Source organism: Streptomyces sp. NPDC002088, assembly GCF_040296605.1.
Lineage (GTDB): Bacteria > Actinomycetota > Actinomycetes > Streptomycetales > Streptomycetaceae > Streptomyces.
Genome location: NZ_JBEOXO010000012.1, coordinates 62,711 through 77,895, shown reverse-complemented (window position 1 = coordinate 77,895; position 15,185 = coordinate 62,711). Strand labels below are relative to the sequence as shown.

14 protein-coding genes and 1 pseudogene are annotated in these 15,185 nt (G+C 73.0%); 7 read left to right on the top strand and 8 right to left on the bottom strand.

The window, feature by feature from the left end; genetic code table 11:
• The first annotated feature begins 133 nt into the window (after nucleotides 1–133).
• On the top strand, nucleotides 134–826 hold the full coding sequence (locus ABT114_RS25120; RefSeq protein WP_351145099.1) for a copper homeostasis protein CutC: 693 nt from the start codon (nucleotides 134–136) through the stop codon (nucleotides 824–826).
• Between the two features lie 72 nt (nucleotides 827–898).
• Here the strand turns inward: ABT114_RS25120 and ABT114_RS25115 are convergent, their stop codons facing one another.
• Nucleotides 899–2,944 (bottom strand): HelD family protein, encoded by a 2,046-nt coding sequence (locus ABT114_RS25115; RefSeq protein ID WP_351145098.1) that lies wholly within the window; start codon nucleotides 2,942–2,944, stop codon nucleotides 899–901.
• A gap of 351 nt (nucleotides 2,945–3,295) precedes the next feature.
• On the opposite strand from ABT114_RS25115, the gene ABT114_RS25110 reads away from it, so the two are divergent.
• Both ABT114_RS25110 and ABT114_RS25105 read left to right on the top strand, forming a co-directional pair.
• The gene (locus ABT114_RS25110; RefSeq protein WP_351145097.1) at nucleotides 3,296–3,475 is read left to right on the top strand and encodes a hypothetical protein; all 180 of its coding nucleotides are present in this window, start codon (nucleotides 3,296–3,298) and stop codon (nucleotides 3,473–3,475) included.
• A 17-nt stretch (nucleotides 3,476–3,492) separates the two neighbouring features.
• Nucleotides 3,493–4,764: a glycosyltransferase 87 family protein gene (locus ABT114_RS25105; protein ID WP_502988380.1), complete on the top strand. Its 1,272-nt coding sequence runs from the start codon at nucleotides 3,493–3,495 to the stop codon at nucleotides 4,762–4,764.
• Here ABT114_RS25105 and ABT114_RS25100 read toward each other — a convergent pair.
• Nucleotides 4,722–6,365 (bottom strand): DNA repair helicase XPB, encoded by a 1,644-nt coding sequence (locus ABT114_RS25100; protein ID WP_351145096.1) that lies wholly within the window; start codon nucleotides 6,363–6,365, stop codon nucleotides 4,722–4,724. The genes ABT114_RS25105 and ABT114_RS25100 overlap by 43 nt on opposite strands.
• 303 nt (nucleotides 6,366–6,668) lie before the next feature.
• Between ABT114_RS25100 and ABT114_RS25095 the strand changes: the two genes are divergently transcribed.
• Complete coding sequence (locus ABT114_RS25095; protein ID WP_351145095.1) at nucleotides 6,669–7,211, top strand: hypothetical protein; 543 nt, start codon at nucleotides 6,669–6,671, stop codon at nucleotides 7,209–7,211.
• Nucleotides 7,212–7,227: 16 nt separating this feature from the next.
• On the opposite strand, the gene ABT114_RS25090 is transcribed toward ABT114_RS25095, so the two are convergent.
• Complete coding sequence (locus tag ABT114_RS25090) at nucleotides 7,228–9,801, bottom strand: helicase-associated domain-containing protein (RefSeq protein WP_351145093.1); 2,574 nt, start codon at nucleotides 9,799–9,801, stop codon at nucleotides 7,228–7,230.
• A gap of 277 nt (nucleotides 9,802–10,078) precedes the next feature.
• Nucleotides 10,079–10,335: pseudogene (locus tag ABT114_RS50610) on the bottom strand (hypothetical protein); the annotation flags it as partial.
• Nucleotides 10,336–10,575: 240 nt separating this feature from the next.
• Here ABT114_RS50610 and ABT114_RS25085 point away from each other — a divergent pair.
• On the top strand, nucleotides 10,576–11,580 hold the full coding sequence (locus ABT114_RS25085) for a hypothetical protein (protein ID WP_351145092.1): 1,005 nt from the start codon (nucleotides 10,576–10,578) through the stop codon (nucleotides 11,578–11,580).
• 45 nt (nucleotides 11,581–11,625) lie between these two features.
• The gene (locus ABT114_RS25080) at nucleotides 11,626–12,270 is read left to right on the top strand and encodes an HAD family hydrolase (protein ID WP_351145091.1); all 645 of its coding nucleotides are present in this window, start codon (nucleotides 11,626–11,628) and stop codon (nucleotides 12,268–12,270) included.
• Here ABT114_RS25080 and ABT114_RS25075 read toward each other — a convergent pair.
• Entirely contained in the window at nucleotides 12,246–12,497 is a 252-nt protein-coding gene (locus ABT114_RS25075) for a hypothetical protein (protein ID WP_351145090.1), read from the bottom strand. The two genes, ABT114_RS25080 and ABT114_RS25075, sit on opposite strands and share 25 nt — an antisense overlap.
• A 164-nt stretch (nucleotides 12,498–12,661) precedes the next feature.
• Between ABT114_RS25075 and ABT114_RS25070 the strand changes: the two genes are divergently transcribed.
• Nucleotides 12,662–13,045 (top strand): cold-shock protein, encoded by a 384-nt coding sequence (locus ABT114_RS25070; protein ID WP_351145089.1) that lies wholly within the window; start codon nucleotides 12,662–12,664, stop codon nucleotides 13,043–13,045.
• A 6-nt stretch (nucleotides 13,046–13,051) separates the two neighbouring features.
• Here the strand turns inward: ABT114_RS25070 and ABT114_RS25065 are convergent, their stop codons facing one another.
• The 3 genes from ABT114_RS25065 to ABT114_RS25055 are packed head-to-tail and all read right to left on the bottom strand — an operon-like array spanning nucleotide 13,052 to nucleotide 15,118.
• Nucleotides 13,052–13,936 (bottom strand): 1,4-dihydroxy-6-naphtoate synthase, encoded by an 885-nt coding sequence (locus ABT114_RS25065; RefSeq protein ID WP_351145088.1) that lies wholly within the window; start codon nucleotides 13,934–13,936, stop codon nucleotides 13,052–13,054.
• A complete protein-coding gene (locus tag ABT114_RS25060; RefSeq protein ID WP_502988378.1) occupies nucleotides 13,926–14,675 on the bottom strand; it encodes a futalosine hydrolase in 750 nt (249 codons plus the stop codon). Before ABT114_RS25060 ends, ABT114_RS25065 begins: the two co-directional genes overlap by 11 nt.
• Entirely contained in the window at nucleotides 14,645–15,118 is a 474-nt protein-coding gene (locus tag ABT114_RS25055; protein WP_351145087.1) for a DUF2771 domain-containing protein, read from the bottom strand. The genes ABT114_RS25060 and ABT114_RS25055 overlap by 31 nt, the downstream gene beginning before the upstream one ends.
• Nucleotides 15,119–15,185: the final 67 nt, after the last annotated feature.

Sequence of the window (15,185 nt, the reverse complement as noted above, 5' to 3'; positions counted from 1 at the left end):
CCTCATTCTCCCGCCGGCGGTGCGCTCGCTCCTGGCGTGGGGCCCACGCTGCCGGCCCCGGAGGCGTACCCTGAGATTGGACTAGACCTGTAGCCGCTCCAGGGGAACCAGGGAAACCAAGGGAAGGGGTCCTATGAGCACGCGTGCAGTCCTGGAGGTGATCGCCCTCGACGCCGGGGACGCGGTCGCCGCCCAGGCCGGAGGCGCGGACCGCCTCGAGGTGGTCACCGACATCGCCGCCGACGGGCTCACCCCGCCGACCGGGACCTTCGCCGCGATCCGGACCGCCGTCGACATCGACCTGCGCGTGATGCTGCGGCTCGCGGACGGATTCGCGGCCGGGGACGTCGAGCGGCTGGTGCGCACCGCCCACGAGCTGCGGGCGGCCGGTGCCACCGAGTTCGTGCTCGGCTTCCTCGACGCGCACGGCGGCGTCGACCTGGCCGCGGTCGAGCGGATCGTCGCCGAGCTGGACGGCGCCCCCTGGACCTTCCACCGGGCCATCGACCGCGCCGCCGACCGGGACGCCCTGCGCAAGCAGCTCGACGGCCTGCCCGGGCTGGACACCTTCCTCACCGCGGGCTCCGCGGCCGGCGTGGACGACGGCCTCCCCACGCTGCTCGCCGAGGCGGCGCGACGCGGGGAGCCCGGCTACGAGCAGCGGCTCCTGGTGGGCGGGGGACTGCGGCTCGACCACGTTCCGTCGCTGCTGGCCGCCGGCCTCGACGGCTTCCACATCGGCGGAGCGGCCCGGCCGGACGGCTGGGCGGGACCGGTGTCGGCCGCCGCGGTCGCGGAGTGGCGGCGGGTGATCGACGGGGAGTGAGACCCGGTGATCGACGGGAAGTGCCACCGGCGTTCGACGCGGAGGCCCCCGGCGATCGACGGGAGTGCCCCCTTACCGGGCCAGCTGCGGCGGCAGCGGAGCCGCGTGCGTCACGATCAGGCCCGACACCGCTCGGGTCAGTGCCACGTACAGGCGGCGCAGACCGGTGCGCTCGTCCGGTTCGCCGTCCACCACGGCCTGCGGCTCGTCCAGGACGACGTAGTCGTACTCCAGGCCCTTGGCGAGCGAGGCCGGGACCAGCGTCAGGCGGGTCTCCCTGGTCGTCTCCTCGCCGGGGGCCAGGTAGGCGAGGCCGGCCGCCGTGAGCGCCTCGGTGAGCGCCGGGATGCGGGCGTCGGCCGCGATCAGGCCGGTCGAGCCCTCGTTGCGCAGCAACTCCTCGCACGCGGCCACCACTTCGGCGGTATCGGCGATCGGGCGGAGGTCGAAGAAGCCCGGGTTCTCACGCACCGACGCCACCGGGGTCAGGCCCGGCGCGATGTGGGGCAGCAGCCGGGAGGCGTACGTGATGACGTCCGTCGGTACGCGGAAACCGGCCGTCAGCTCCTCGATCACCCCGTCGGACTTCCCCAGGTGGGCCAGCGCCTCGTCCCAGCTCCGCGTCGCCCAGGGCGTGGTGCCCTGCGCCAGGTCACCGAGCACGGTCGCGGAACCGGTGGTGCAGCGACGGCCGACGGCCCGGTACTGCATCGGCGAGAGGTCCTGCGCCTCGTCCAGCACCACGTGCCCGAGGGAGTGCGTCCGCTGGACCAGGTCATTGGCCTCGTCGATCAGTACGGTGTCGGCCGGGGACCACTTGGCCGACCTGACGCTCCGTACGGGCTTCGCCCACAGGATCGTCTTCTGCTCGTCCTCGGTGAGGATCCCCTCCGCGTGCACGGCGAGGAAGTCCGCGTCCGTCAGCAGGCGCAGCACGAGCTTCGCCGGGTCGACGGGCGGCCAGATCTCCTTCACGGCCGCCTTCACCGCGCTGTTGCGGGCCACCGCGTCCTGCACCCGGTCGTCCGGCGCCTCGCCCGACCGCTCCATCTGCACCAGCACGGCATGCGCGACGCGCTGCGGCAGGGCCTCGCGGGCGGCGCCGTAGCGCATGTCGCGGTCCAGCAACTCGCGGACGATGTCCTCCAGTTCGTACGCGGGAACGCGCCAGCGTCGCGACCCGCGCACGACCACGATGGGCTCGGTGGGCAGGGTGACGTGTGCGTACACGGCCCGCTTGAGTACCGCCGCCATCCGGGCGTCGCCCTTGACGACCGCGGCCGTCGCGTCGTCCGTGCCCCGGACCTCCACATGGGCCACCAGGTCGTCGACCGTGGCCTGCCGGACCGTCAGCTCACCCAGGGCGGGCAGCACCTGCTCGATGTAGTGCAGGAAGGACTTGTTCGGCCCGATGACCAGGGTGCCGGTGCGGGCGAGCCGCTCGCGGTGGGCGTACAGGAGGTAGGCGACGCGGTGCAGGCCGACGGCCGTCTTCCCGGTCCCGGGACCTCCCTGCACACAGACCGTCCCGCCCAGACCGCTTCGTACGATCTCGTCCTGCTCGGGCTGGATGGTGGCCACGATGTCCCGCATCGGGCCGACACGCGGACGCTCGATCTCCTGCTGGAGCAGCTTGCTGGTGCGCGCCGCCTCGGCCGGGTCGGAGAGGTGCTCGTCCTCGTACGCCGTGAGGTCGCCGCCCGTGTACCCGAAGCGGCGGCGCAGCCCGACGTCCATCGGGTCCTTCTTGGACGCCCGGTAGAACGGCTGCGAGACCGGCGCACGCCAGTCGATCACCATCGGGTCGCCGTCGCCGTCGTGCACATGGCGGCGCCCGATGTAGAAGCGCTCGCCCTCCGCGCCCTCCGCCTGCTCGGCGCCGGGAGCGTGCAGGTAGTCGAGGCGGCCGAAGAACAGCGGGGTGTCGCTGAGGTCGGCCAGCGCCTTGATGCGCTCGTCGATCTGGCGGGCGAGGACCTCGGCGTTCACCCAGTTCGCGGTGACGTTGCTGATGTCGAGGGCCTCGACGTCCTCGCGCATCGCGCGCAGGGCGGAACGGGACGAGCTGAGGTGGGAGCGCTCGCGGGAGAGGGGGTCGTCGGCGGGCGGAGTGGACAAGGGGGTGCCTCCGGGGAACCTGCTGCGGGTTTGGCTGCTGGTGCGCCGCGGCGTGGGGGCGTCCGCGGGGGTGCCGCCCGGTTTCCGTCCGGTCGGCTGCGCTCCGTGAGGGAGGCGGGCAAGAGCGGAGATTCTAGGTGAGCGGGGGCGGCGGAGGCCAACGGATTTCTTTCGGCCGGTCATCGGATGTCCTTCGGCCGGTCATCGGCTGTCCATCGGCCGCCCTCCTCCCCCTAGGGGACGCCCCCTGCCGTGGGGGGAGCGGGTCGGTCCGTGGGTGGACACGAGGACGGCACGGATTCGGCCTCTGGACCTATGCCGCTTTTGCGCCGGGAAAGCCACTATGGAGATATGAGCGCAGCAACCATCCACCCACACCCGTTCCGCCCGTCCGGCGCCACCCCGCTCACCGGAAGCCACCCCCACCGCCTCGGCGACGCCCTGCGCGCCCTGAAGGTGTTCGCGCGTGCCGCCTTCGACGTGATCATCCTGGGGGAGTACGGCGAGGAGGCGGGCGTCCGCCGCAAGTGACCCCCTAGGGTCACTCCGTGACCCGCCGACCACTCTCCGCGACAACACCCTTTCTCCTCCTGGCGGTCTCCCTCACCGCCTTCGCGGCCCTGTGCGTCGCACAGCGCGCCCCGATGGCCGACGCGCTGGTCTACCGGGCCGAGGGCGAGGCCGTCCTGCACGGCGGCGACCTCTACGGCTTCACCGTCACCGAGTGGCACCTCCCGGCCACCTACCCGCCCTTCGCGGCCCTCCTGTTCACCCCGGCGGCCTGGCTCCCCGTCCCCGCCCTGAAGGCGGCGTTCCTCGTCGGCAACGCGCTCCTGCTGGCCTGCCTCGTCCGTCTCTCCGCCCGCCTCGCGGGCCGCCCGCTCCGGCTCCCGGCGCTGTGCACCGCCACGGCCCTGGCCCTCTGGCTGGAGCCGGTCTTCCAGACCCTGCTGTTCGGCCAGATCAACCTCGCCGTCACCTGCCTGGTGCTGTGGGACCTCACCCGCCCGCCGGGCGCGCCGGGCAAGGGCATCGCCCTCGGGATCGCGGCCGGGATCAAACTCACCCCGGCGCTCTTCGTCGCGTACCTGCTGCTGCGCGGCAGGCACCGGGAGGCGGCGACGGCGACGACCGCCTTCGCCGGCACCCTCCTGCTCGGTGCCCTCGCCCTGCCCGCCGCCAGTGCCGACTTCTGGACCCGCCGCCTCTACGAGACCGACCGCGTCGGCAAGGCGTGGATCGTCGACAACCAGTCCCTGAAGGGCCTGGCCGCCCGCACCCTCGGCGACCCGGCACCCGGCGCCGCCTGGCTGCTCCCGGCGCTCGCCGTGGCCGCCGCCGGCGTGTGGCTCGCCGCGCGCGCCGCCGAGGAGCGGCACGGTGTCCTGCTGGCCGCGTTCACCGCTCTGCTCGTGTCGCCCGTCAGCTGGTCCCACCACTGGGTGTGGTGCGTCCCGCTGATCGCCGTACTGCTGGCCGAGGGCCACTCCCGTACGGCGGCGCTCACGGCCCAGCTGTTCACGGCCCGCACGATGTGGAGCGTGCCGCACGAGGGCGACCTGGACCTGCGGCTGCCCTGGTGGCAGCAGCCGTTGGCGGCGCCGTACCCGCTGGTGGGATGCGCGTTGCTGGTGGGCTCAGCCCTCTTCGGGCGGCAGCGTGACCGTGGCCTCGCCAGGCAGCAGCGTGACCGTGGCGTCGCCGGGCGGCAGCGGGTCCGGGTTGTCGAAGATCCGCAGCATGAAGTCCCGGTGAGGCAGTCCGCCCTCCCGCCCGCTCAGCCCTCCGTCAGCAGCTCGTCCGCGTCCACGATCCGGTAGGCGTACCCCTGCTCCGCCAGGAACCGCTGCCGGTGCGCGGCGAAGTCCTGGTCGATCGTGTCGCGAGCGACGACCGAGTAGAAGTGGGCCTTGTGGCCGTCGGCCTTCGGCCGCAGGACGCGGCCCAGGCGCTGCGCCTCCTCCTGCCGCGACCCGAACGTCCCCGACACCTGGACGGCGACGGTCGCCTCCGGCAGGTCGATCGAGAAGTTCGCCACCTTCGACACCACCAGCACGCTGATCTCGCCCTCCCGGAAGGCGTCGAACAGCTTCTCGCGCTGGGCGTTCGACGTCTCGCCCTTGATCACGGGCGCGTTCAGGTGCTCGCCCAGTTCGTCGAGCTGGTCGATGTACTGGCCGATGACGAGGATCTGCTGCCCCGCGAAGCGCTGCACGATCGCCTCCGTCACCTTCCGCTTCGTCGCGGTCGTCGCGCAGAAGCGGTATTTCTCCTCGGTCTCGGCGGTCGCGTACGCCAGCCGCTCGGAGTCGGTGAGGTTCACCCGGACCTCGACGCAGTCCGCGGGCGCGATGTAGCCCTGCGCCTCGATCTCCTTCCACGGCGCGTCGAAGCGCTTGGGCCCGATGAGCGAGAAGACGTCCGACTCGCGGCCGTCCTCCCGTACGAGGGTCGCGGTGAGGCCCAGCCGCCGCCGGGCCTGGAGGTCGGCGGTGAACTTGAAGACGGGCGCGGGCAGCAGGTGCACCTCGTCGTAGACGATCAGCCCCCAGTCCCGGGAGTCGAACAGCTCCAGGTGCTGGTAGACGCCCTTCCGCCGGGTGGTGAGCACCTGGTACGTGGCGATGGTGACGGGTCGGATCTCCTTCTTCGTCCCGCTGTACTCGCCGATCTCGTCCTCGGTCAGCGAGGTCCGCTTCACCAGCTCGTGCTTCCACTGCCGGGCGGAGACGGTGTTGGTGACGAGGATGAGGGTGGTCGACTTGGCCTGCGCCATCGACCCGGCCCCGACCAGCGTCTTCCCGGCCCCGCACGGCAGCACCACGACCCCGCTCCCGCCGTGCCAGAAGTTCTCCACGGCCTGCTTCTGGTACGGCCGCAGCGCCCACCCGTCCTCGGCCAGCTCGATCGGGTGCGCCTCGCCGTCGACGTACCCGGCGAGGTCCTCGGCCGGCCAGCCCAGCTTCAGCAGCGTCTGCTTGATCTGCCCGCGCTCGGACGGGTGCACGACGACGGTGTCGGGGTCGATGCGGTTGCCGACGAGGGGCGCTATCCGCTTGGACCGGAGGACCTCCTCGAGCACGGGCCGGTCGGTGGTCGTCAGGACGAGCCCGTGCGCCGGGTGCTTGGAGAGCGTCAGCCGGCCGTACCGGTCCATCGTCTCCGCGATGTCGACGAGCAGCGCGTGCGGCACGGGGTAGCGGCTGTACTGCACGAGCGCGTCCACGACCTGCTCGGCGTCATGGCCGGCCGCCCGCGCGTTCCACAGACCGAGCGGTGTCACCCGGTAGGTGTGGATGTGCTCCGGAGCCCGCTCCAGCTCGGCGAACGGAGCGATGGCCCGGCGGCAGTCGTCGGCCTGCTCGTGGTCGACTTCGAGGAGCAGGGTCTTGTCGGACTGGACGATCAGCGGACCGTTCACTCGGGACTGCCTTTCTGGATGGCGCGGCATGGCCAAACGTCCAGTGTGCCCTACCGGCGGTTGGAGCGGCCGGTCAGATCGCCGGTCGGATTGCCGCGATGGACCCACGGACACGGCCCCCCGGTCCTGACCTGAAGGATAGGTCGCCGCACGGGCGCGGAACCAGGGGCGTCGGTCCGCGCCCTGTCATGGAGATCGGCCCGCTCCTCCCGCTCCTCTCGCGTGCAACCGTGCGTCCCCGTCGCGTGTCTCACCGGCACGGGAGCGGCGCACTCCGCGCGGCGCGGTGAGGAGCTCACGGTGATGTCGGTACGCAGATGGGGCGCCGGTGCGGGAGCCGTGGCGGTGCTGGTGGCGACGGGCGTGTGGGTGATGTGGCCGGCGGGCGTCGACGCACGCCTGTGGGGCGAGGTACGGCCCGTGATCGAGGCCAGGCTCGTGGCGGAGTCACAGGGCACCGGGTACGGGGAGACCGTGCCCGCGCTGAAGGCGAAGTGGTTCTGCCGGGCCCGGGCGCTCGACCTCGAGGAGAACGGGGACCGGATACGGGCGGGCGTCGACACGTTCTGCGTGGAGTACGGGGTGCGCGACGGCGCCCTGGTGGAGTGCGGCGGCTCACGGTTCCCGCAGGTGGTCCGGCTGAAGCGGGACACGGACGGCGACTACCGCGTCGTATCGCGGGAGGAACCGCCGGACGGCGCGGGGTACGCGGAGTGGGAGGAGAGCCACTTCAGCTTCTTCGCCGAATCCGAACTCGGCACCGACTCCGGGACGTCGGCCGCCCTGGAGAGTGCGGCCCGCGCGCACTTCGCTCTGCCCGCGGGCACCCCCGTCAAGGACTGTTGACCAGGGCGAGCAGCGGTCACCGCTGCTCGTCCGCCAGCTCCGCCACCCCCGTGATCCGGTGCAGCGGATAGGTGCGGACCTCGTCCGCCGTGTGGTCGTACGCCGTGACGAAGCCTCCCTCGACCCGGACCGGGGCGATCACGCGCTGGCTGGCGGCACCCTCGGCGTTGACGTAGCCGATCCACACGGCCTCGCCGGTGAGGACGGCGGCCTGCACGGTGGCGAGGGTCTCGGCGGAGCTGGTGCGGGGGAGTTCGCCGCCGGTGAACGGGGCGGCGGTGGACGTGGGTTTCAGGGGGGCCGTGGAGGCCAGGTCGCCCGCCCGGATCGCGCGGATCGCCGCCAGGAGGAGCGTGGCGTCGGGCACCGGCGGGCCGTCCGGGACCGGCTCGGGGGCCGTGCGGGGCGGGGTGCGGTGGGCGTGGGCGCGGGCGATCAGCACATCGCCCTCCGCGGACTCGGCGGCCGGCGCGTAACCCATCGCCCGCAGGCCCTCCAGCAGCGTCGCCGGGTCGGCCTGGGCGGCCAGCACGGTCGGCGCGAGGCGGCGCAGGCGCAGGCCCGCGGCGCGCTTGTCGGCGACGATCTCGTTCAGCAGGGCGTCGTCGTCACAGCGGACGTACGCCGAGGCCGCGCCGACGCGCAGATGGCCGTGCCTGCGGGCCACGTCGTCGATCAGGTAGGCGAGCGGCTGCGGGACCGGCGTACGGGAGTGGGTGGCGAGGAAGGCGTGCAGGTCGGACGCGGTCCGGCCGGCGTCCAGGGCGCGCCGCACCGAGCCGGGCGTGAACCGGTACACCGTCGCCCCGCCCTTCGACTCGACGTCCGCGAGCACGTCCAGCGTGTCGGCCAGCGGGCGTTGCAGCGGCCCGGGCGCCACCGCCGTGAGGTCGGCCTGGAGCAGGACGTGGTCCAGGGGCTCGGGAAGCAGCGGGGCGAGCAGCCGGGCCGCGGCCGCGGAGGCGACGGCCTGCTCGGTGGGGGAGAGGGGTTCGAGGGGGGCGGGCCGGTGGTGGGGGAAGGGAAGCTTGTCGCCGGGGCCCGGGGAACCGCCGTCGACGGCGGCCTTCGGCTCGGCGGCGCCCAGCAGCGCCCGCCCGTGCGCCGACAGCGCGCCCCGGCCGGTCACGCCCAGCATCTCCGCCTCCGACAGCGTCCACTGCGCCAGCCGGGACCGCAGGTCCTCTGCCCCACTCTCGGCTTCGGACGCGTGCGAGGTGCCCCCACTGCGGCCGCGCAACGGGCGTTCCCAGCGCAGCCGGGCGAGGACCGCCGTGGCGGACGGCGCGGCGCCCTCCGGGAGCCCCGCCAGCAGCGTCAGCACCCGGTGCCGCACCTCGGGCGCGGCGGAACGGTCGAGCCCCGGCCCCAGCGCCGACAGCGTCCGCTCCTTCGCGTCCCGCCCGCCGACCACGCCGGACGTCCGCGTCGCCGACAGCCACGCCTCGGCGAGCCGTGCCCAGCGTTCGGCGGGGGGCCGCTCCAGCCACTCGTCGTAGGCCGGGGTGGCCGCGTACCGCTCGTCGGCCTCGCCGTCGGCGGCCAGCAGACCGGCCGCGTAGGCCAGTTCGACCCAGAACGCGGCCACGGGCTCGGACACGTCCAGGGCGACGGCGGTCCGCTTCAGGTCCCGCACGCTCAGCCCGCCCGCCCGCAGCACCGCGGGTCCGCCCTCGTCCCAGTCCTTCAGCAGCTCCTCCACGGTCGCCAGCGCCGTGTACGCCTGCCCGGCCGCGGTCGCGTCCACCACCGCCGGAGCATGCGGGGCGGCGGCCGCCTCGACGGCGGGCGGCACGGGCTCCGGCGCGCGGTGCGCCCGCCCGGCGCGCAGATGCAGGGCGACCTCGCGGGGGAGTACGACCGTCCCCGGCGCCGTCGGCAGCAGCAGCCCACGGTCCAGCAGCCACCGCAGACGCGCCGCCGGGTCGGCCGTGACCTGCCCGTACGGCGGCCCCCACACCAGGCGGTCCAGTACGTCGAGGGAGTCGGCCGGGGCCTGTCCGAGCAGCTCGTCCATCCGGGTGCGGTCCGTGAACAGGGCGGTGAGCGCGGCCGCCGCCGACACGGCGTCGTGCGTCGACGCCAGCCCGGCCGCGGCGACGATCTCCTGGATCCGGCCCGGCGACATGCCCGCCGTCACCTCCTGGACCGTCGGGCCCAGGCCGGTCGGGGACGGGTGCTGCGGCGAGGGCACGAGCAGCTCACGGGCGGTACGCACCAGGCGCAGCCGGTCGTCGGCGCCCCACACGAGCGCCCGCTCGCGCAGCACGGACAGGGCACCGGGGAGGGCCGCGGCGACGGTCGGGTCGCGGTCGGCGCCGGCCATCAGACCGAGCAGCTCGTCGTACGACGCCGGGTCGCCCGCGACGGCCAGCGCCTCCGCCGTCTGCAGCGCGAACCGGTCCAGCCGCTCCAGCGCGCGCACCACGGAGGCACGGGTCCCCGCACGGGTCGCGAGCTGCGTGAGATCGGTGGGGACAGGGGTGATGAGGTCGGGGCGGCTGCGCAGGAGAGCGGCCAGGGAGGTGTCATCCCGTGCGCGGAGCGCTTCCGCGAGGGAGCGGGGGGCCGGGTGGTCCTCGGTGCTCATCTGACCCACGGTAGCGGGTCACGGCCCGCGACAGGGGTGGCGCATCCGCGCCCGGAGGCTGTGGGACTGGTGCACTCAAGGCGAACGGAACGTTTCCCAGGTGACCCGGGGATGAACTTCCGAGTGAACTGGGACAACTGGGTCGCCGTCATCAGCATCGTGATCCCTTCCCTGGCGTTCCTCTGGGAGTTCGCGGTCGTCGGGCGTGAACGGCTCGGCTACCGCGCACCATGCTGGAGACGGTGGCCGGGACCTCCGGCGGCCTCGGCTACAGCGTCATCTCTGCCTTCTGGCAGCGCCGGGCCGGCGCCCACTGGTCGTGCGTGGCCTTGGTGATACTGCCCGCCCACCGCGCCGAACAGACCCCGGTCAACTCCCGCTTCCGTACCGCCCACGCGGCCGCATCATGCTCCGGTCCCTGCCGGACCGCACCGCGAGATCACCCGCGGCCAGCGAGCCGAGGAACACCCCCACCCCGGCGCCGCACCATCCCCTCACCCCGCCCAACGCGCCCCGCCCGCAAAGGTCACGCATTCGACGGACATACTCCCGTTCCCACTGGCCGAAAACCCGTCCGCACGCCCAGTTGCTGAAGCCGACGCCCGCTCATGCTCGCGAAAGCACGCTCGTGCACGCTCAAGTGGCAACAGTTCTGAACCCCCCACGTGTGCGAGCCGACCTGACCGGAGCCCGGGTGCACCGGCCTGCGCTAACGTCGTCCCACGGGGTATCGGACTACGGGGTGCGGAACGCGCCCGCCCCGGAGGGGACTTCGTGGGTATCGAGAGCGACCAGGTCGTCTACGAGTATCTGAGCCGTGTCGGCGACGTCGCGCAGCAGCGGCAGTTGCCGTCGTCCGCGCGGATGCGGCTGGTGTCGGAGCTGCGCAACGAGATCGACCGGCGGCGCGCCAGGACGCCGGTCGACAGCCCCGCCGCCGTCCGCCGCATCCTGGACGGCCTCGGCAGCCCCGGCGACGTCGTCGCGGCCGCCGCCGACGGCAGCGGGGGTGCCCCGCGGGCACCGGCCACGTCCGTCCCCGCACAGCGGGACCGGGAGGCGACGGAGGGCGACGGCCGGCCGAGGGGGCTGCGCCGGGTCGTACCGCGCCCCCGGCCGGCGCGCCCCGCCGGGGCGGACGCACCGCAGCCCTCGGACGGCCCGTCGCCGCCGCACCGCGCGGCCGCGCACGAGCTGGGCGACAGCGCGACGCAGCCCGACTGGTGGCGCACGGACAGCAGCCCTTTCGGGGTCGGCGACGAGGTGCCGGGGTTCGTCGGGGGCGTGGAGATCCCGGAGTTGCTCGGGCCACCGCGCCGGAAGGAGCCGGAGAAGCGGGCGGCACCGGTGGAGCAGGCCGAGGAGGTCGGGGAGGAGGTCCCGGAGGAACCGGTTCGCACCCGCCGCCGTCTTCCGTTCCTCAGCGCCGGCAGCGGCACCGGCGGCTGGAGCAATCCCCTCCTCCTGCTCGCCGCCTGCTGTCTCGTCGCCGGCGCGGTGCTCGGCAACTGGTTCGCGCTGCTGCTCGGCTGGCTGATCGCCTACGCCTCGCGCCGGCTGACCCAGGCGGAGACGAAGTGGGCGGTCATGGGCCTGCCCGGCCTGGCGGTCGCGGCCGGCGTCGTCTGGCTGTGGGGCAGGACGGACGGCCGCTGGGGCACCCCCATCGCCGACGGCCACATGAACGACGCGGTCGCCCAGACCTGGCCGTGGGTGGTGCGGGGCGCGGCCGTGGCGTCGGCCCTGTTCCTGGTGTGGCGCTCACAGCGGCAGCGGTAGGGCTGGCATGGGCCGGGCACCCGCCCGTCACCCGGCCTGGGCACAATGGCTCGCATGGCCTCCACGACTGCTCCCGCGCTGACCGTCGGTTTCGACCTCGACATGACCCTGATCGACTCCCGGCCCGGCATCCACGCCTGCTACACGGCGCTCGCCGAGCGGACGGGGACGTACATCGACGCCGACCTGGCGGTCACGCGGCTCGGGCCGCCGCTGGCGGAGGAGCTGATCAACTGGTTCCCGGCGGAGGAGGTCCCGGCCGTCGCGGACCTGTACCGGGGGATGTATCCGGCCATCGCCGTCACCGCGACGCCCGCGCTGCCCGGCGCCCGTGAGGCGGTCGAGGCCGTGCGGGCGGCCGGCGGGCGGGCGATCGTCGTGACGGCGAAGTACGAGGCCAACGCCAAGCTGCACCTGGAGCACCTGGGTATCGACGCCGACGCGGTGATCGGCAACCTGTGGGCCGAGCAGAAGGCGGAGGCGCTGCGCGAGCACGGCGCGGGCGTCTACGTGGGTGACCACGTCGGCGACGTACGCGGCGCGCGCACGGCCGGCACGCTGTCGGTCGCGGTCGTCACGGGGCCGTGCAGCACGGAGGAACTGCGTGAGGCCGGGGCGGACGTCGTCCTGCCGGACCTCACGCACTTCCCGCAGTGGCTTTCGGCCTACCGCCCGGCGGCCCGCGCCTGACGGCGCCCGGCCGCGACCGACTGCAGCACCCCCGCGCCGGCGATCAGGAACCCGACGCCCATCAGCATGCTCAATCCGTATATGAACGTCGGAAAAGGCGTCGTCCCGAGCAACAGCGGGGCCACCGTGACCAGAGTGGCCACGGCGCCGACGAAGAAGACGATGGCACCGGCACGGATCAGACGGTCACCGGGCGCGGCGGAATTCGTTTGGGTTTTGTCACGCACTCCACCAGGGTAGTTCCCACCGCGAAGGAACAACCGGGCGACGTCTTGTCACCGGCCTCAAGACCATTAGCCTTGGTACCGGCGGGTCCCGACGACCCGCCCCAGTGCTATCAAGAGCCGTTTCCAGAAGCAGTTTTCCGACGAGTACGAGGACGAGGACAGACGTGCCTACCGGCAAGGTCAAGTGGTTCAACAGTGAGAAGGGCTTCGGCTTTCTCTCCCGCGACGACGGCGGTGACGTCTTCGTCCATTCCTCGGTCCTCCCCGCCGGAGTCGAGACACTCAAGCCGGGTCAGCGAGTGGAGTTCGGAGTCGTCGCCGGACAGCGCGGCGACCAGGCCCTTTCGGTCGTCCTCCTGGACCCGACCCCGTCCGTCGCGGCCGCCCAGCGCAAGAAGCCGGACGAGCTGGCCTCCATCGTCCAGGACCTGACGACCCTCCTGGAGAACGTCACTCAGACCCTGGAGCGGGGCCGCTACCCCGACAAGACCGCCGGCAAGCAGGTCGCGGGCCTGCTCCGCGCGGTCGCCGACCAGTTGGACGTCTGACTCCCCCTAAGGAAAATCGAGCGCGTCCGGGCCGAGGGGCGGCACCAGTCCCTCGGCCGCCGCACGCGTCAGCAGTCCCCTGACCGCCGCGTAGCCGTCCTCGCCGAGTCCGGCGGTGAACTCGTTGACGTACAGCCCGATGTGCTGGTCGGCGACGGCCGGGTCCATTTCCTGGGCGTGTGCCATGACGTACGGGCGGGACACCTCGGGCTCGTCCCAGGCCGCATGTACGGACGTACGAATGGAATCGGCGAGCAGCGTCAGCGCCTCCGCGCCCAGTGAACGCTTTGCGATGATCGCGCCCAGCGGAATCGGCAGCCCGGTGGTGTTCTCCCAGTGCTCGCCCATGTCCGCGAGCTTGTGCAGCCCGTAGTTCTGGTACGTGAATCGCGCCTCGTGGATCACGAGCCCCGCGTCGACCTTCCCGTCCCGCACCGCGGGCATGATCTCGTGGAAAGGCATCACGACGATCTCCCCGACCCCGCCGGGAATGGTGTCCGCGGCCCACAGCCGGAACAGCAGATACGCCGTCGACTTCTCGCTGGGCACGGCGACGGTACGGCCGGTCAGGTCGGCGCCCGCCTCCCGCGTGAGCACCAGCGGCCCGCAGCCCCGCCCCAGCGCGCCGCCGCAGGGCAGCAGCGCGTACGCGTCGAGGACGTACGGCAGCACGGCGTACGACACCTTCAGCACGTCGGACTCGCCGCGCTCGGCCATGCCGTTGGTGATGTCGATGTCCGCGAAGGTGACGTCGAGGGCGGGGGCGCCGGGGACGCGGCCGTGGGCGAGGGCGTCGAAGACGAAGGTGTCGTTCGGGCAGGGGGAGTACGAGATCTGCAAAGTCTGCGAGGACTGCGAAGGCTGCGAGGACTGCACGGGCTCATCGGTCATGTGGGTTCCAACTTTCCAGGACGGGCGTCAGCTTCCCGAAGCCCTCGGTGAGGGCCGCGAGGGCGTCGCCGATGCGCCAGGCGGCACGGTCGCGCGGGCCGACGGGGTTGGAGACGGCGCGGATCTCCATGACGGGGGTGCCGTGCGCGGCGGCGGCCTCGGCGACCCCGAAGCCCTCCATGGCCTCGGCGAGGGCGCGGGGGTGCCGGGCACGGAGGTCCGCCGCGCCCTCGGCGGTCCCGGTCACGGTCGAGACGGTCAGTACGGCCCCGGCGCGGGCGCCCAGCGCCGCCGTGAGGTCTCGTACGAGTGATTCCGGCGGATGGTGAGTGACGGTCCCGAAGCCGAGCTCGGTGACCGGCAGGAACCCGTCGGCGGTCTCGGCTCCCAGGTCGGCCGCCGTGATCTCGTCGGCGACGACGAGCGAGCCGACCGGAGCGCCGGGCAGGAACCCGCCGCCGATACCGGCGGAGACGACGAGGCCGTAGGGGGCGCCTTCGAGCGCGGCGGCGGTGAGGGCGCTCGCGGTGGAGGCGGCGGCGCGGGCGGGACCGACGCCGGCGGCCAGGAGGTCGTACCGTCCGTCGGCCTGACGCAGGGTCACTCCGGGAAGCCGCACCTCACGAACCGGCCCCGCAAACGCCTGTGCCACCGCGTCCCGTTCGGCGGGAACCGCGGTGGCTACGAGGACACGTACGGAAGACGTGGTCAGGCATCCTTCTTGAGCTTGAAGGACCACAGGCCCGTCACGTTCTTCTCGCCCTCCTTGATCGACACCAGCGTGGAGTTGCCGCTGGCGCCGTACTGGGCGTTGAAGAACACGCTGCCGGGGATCGTGCGGTAGGTCTTGGTGCTGGAGTCGGTCAGCGCCTGACCGTTCATCAGGATCGTCCAGCCCTTGTCCGCGATGTCCGGGTCGACGCCGAAGCGCACGGTCTCGTCCGGGTCGACCTTGATGGACTTGATGTCGGTGTCCTTCAGGCACGCGGCCAGCGCCTGGGTGTCCAGCGCCTTGCCGTCGTTGTAGCAGGTGGCCTGGGAGTTGACCGAGTTGGTGCCGACGGTGATGGTCGAGATCGGCGTCGGCTTGTCGCAGGCGGACAGAACGAGCAGTCCGGCGGAAACGGCGCCGGCGGCTGCGACGGCGCGGCGGCGTCGCACAACGGATTGCAGCGTCTTCATGGGCGAAGGTTATCGGGCACGTCCAGTGCTCTCCCCATGTGGGGTGCGGCGCGGCCGTGGGTTACGC

Coding starts and splice junctions, on each gene's coding strand:
- ABT114_RS25095 (WP_351145095.1), top strand. CDS start 6,669: ATGTCGGTACGCAGATGGGGCGCCGGTGCGGGAGCCGTGGCGGTGCTG.
- ABT114_RS25080 (WP_351145091.1), top strand. CDS start 11,626: ATGGCTCGCATGGCCTCCACGACTGCTCCCGCGCTGACCGTCGGTTTC.
- ABT114_RS25110 (WP_351145097.1), top strand. CDS start 3,296: ATGAGCGCAGCAACCATCCACCCACACCCGTTCCGCCCGTCCGGCGCC.
- ABT114_RS25120 (WP_351145099.1), top strand. CDS start 134: ATGAGCACGCGTGCAGTCCTGGAGGTGATCGCCCTCGACGCCGGGGAC.
- ABT114_RS25065 (WP_351145088.1), bottom strand. CDS start 13,936: ATGACCGATGAGCCCGTGCAGTCCTCGCAGCCTTCGCAGTCCTCGCAG.
- ABT114_RS25090 (WP_351145093.1), bottom strand. CDS start 9,801: ATGAGCACCGAGGACCACCCGGCCCCCCGCTCCCTCGCGGAAGCGCTC.
- ABT114_RS25055 (WP_351145087.1), bottom strand. CDS start 15,118: ATGAAGACGCTGCAATCCGTTGTGCGACGCCGCCGCGCCGTCGCAGCC.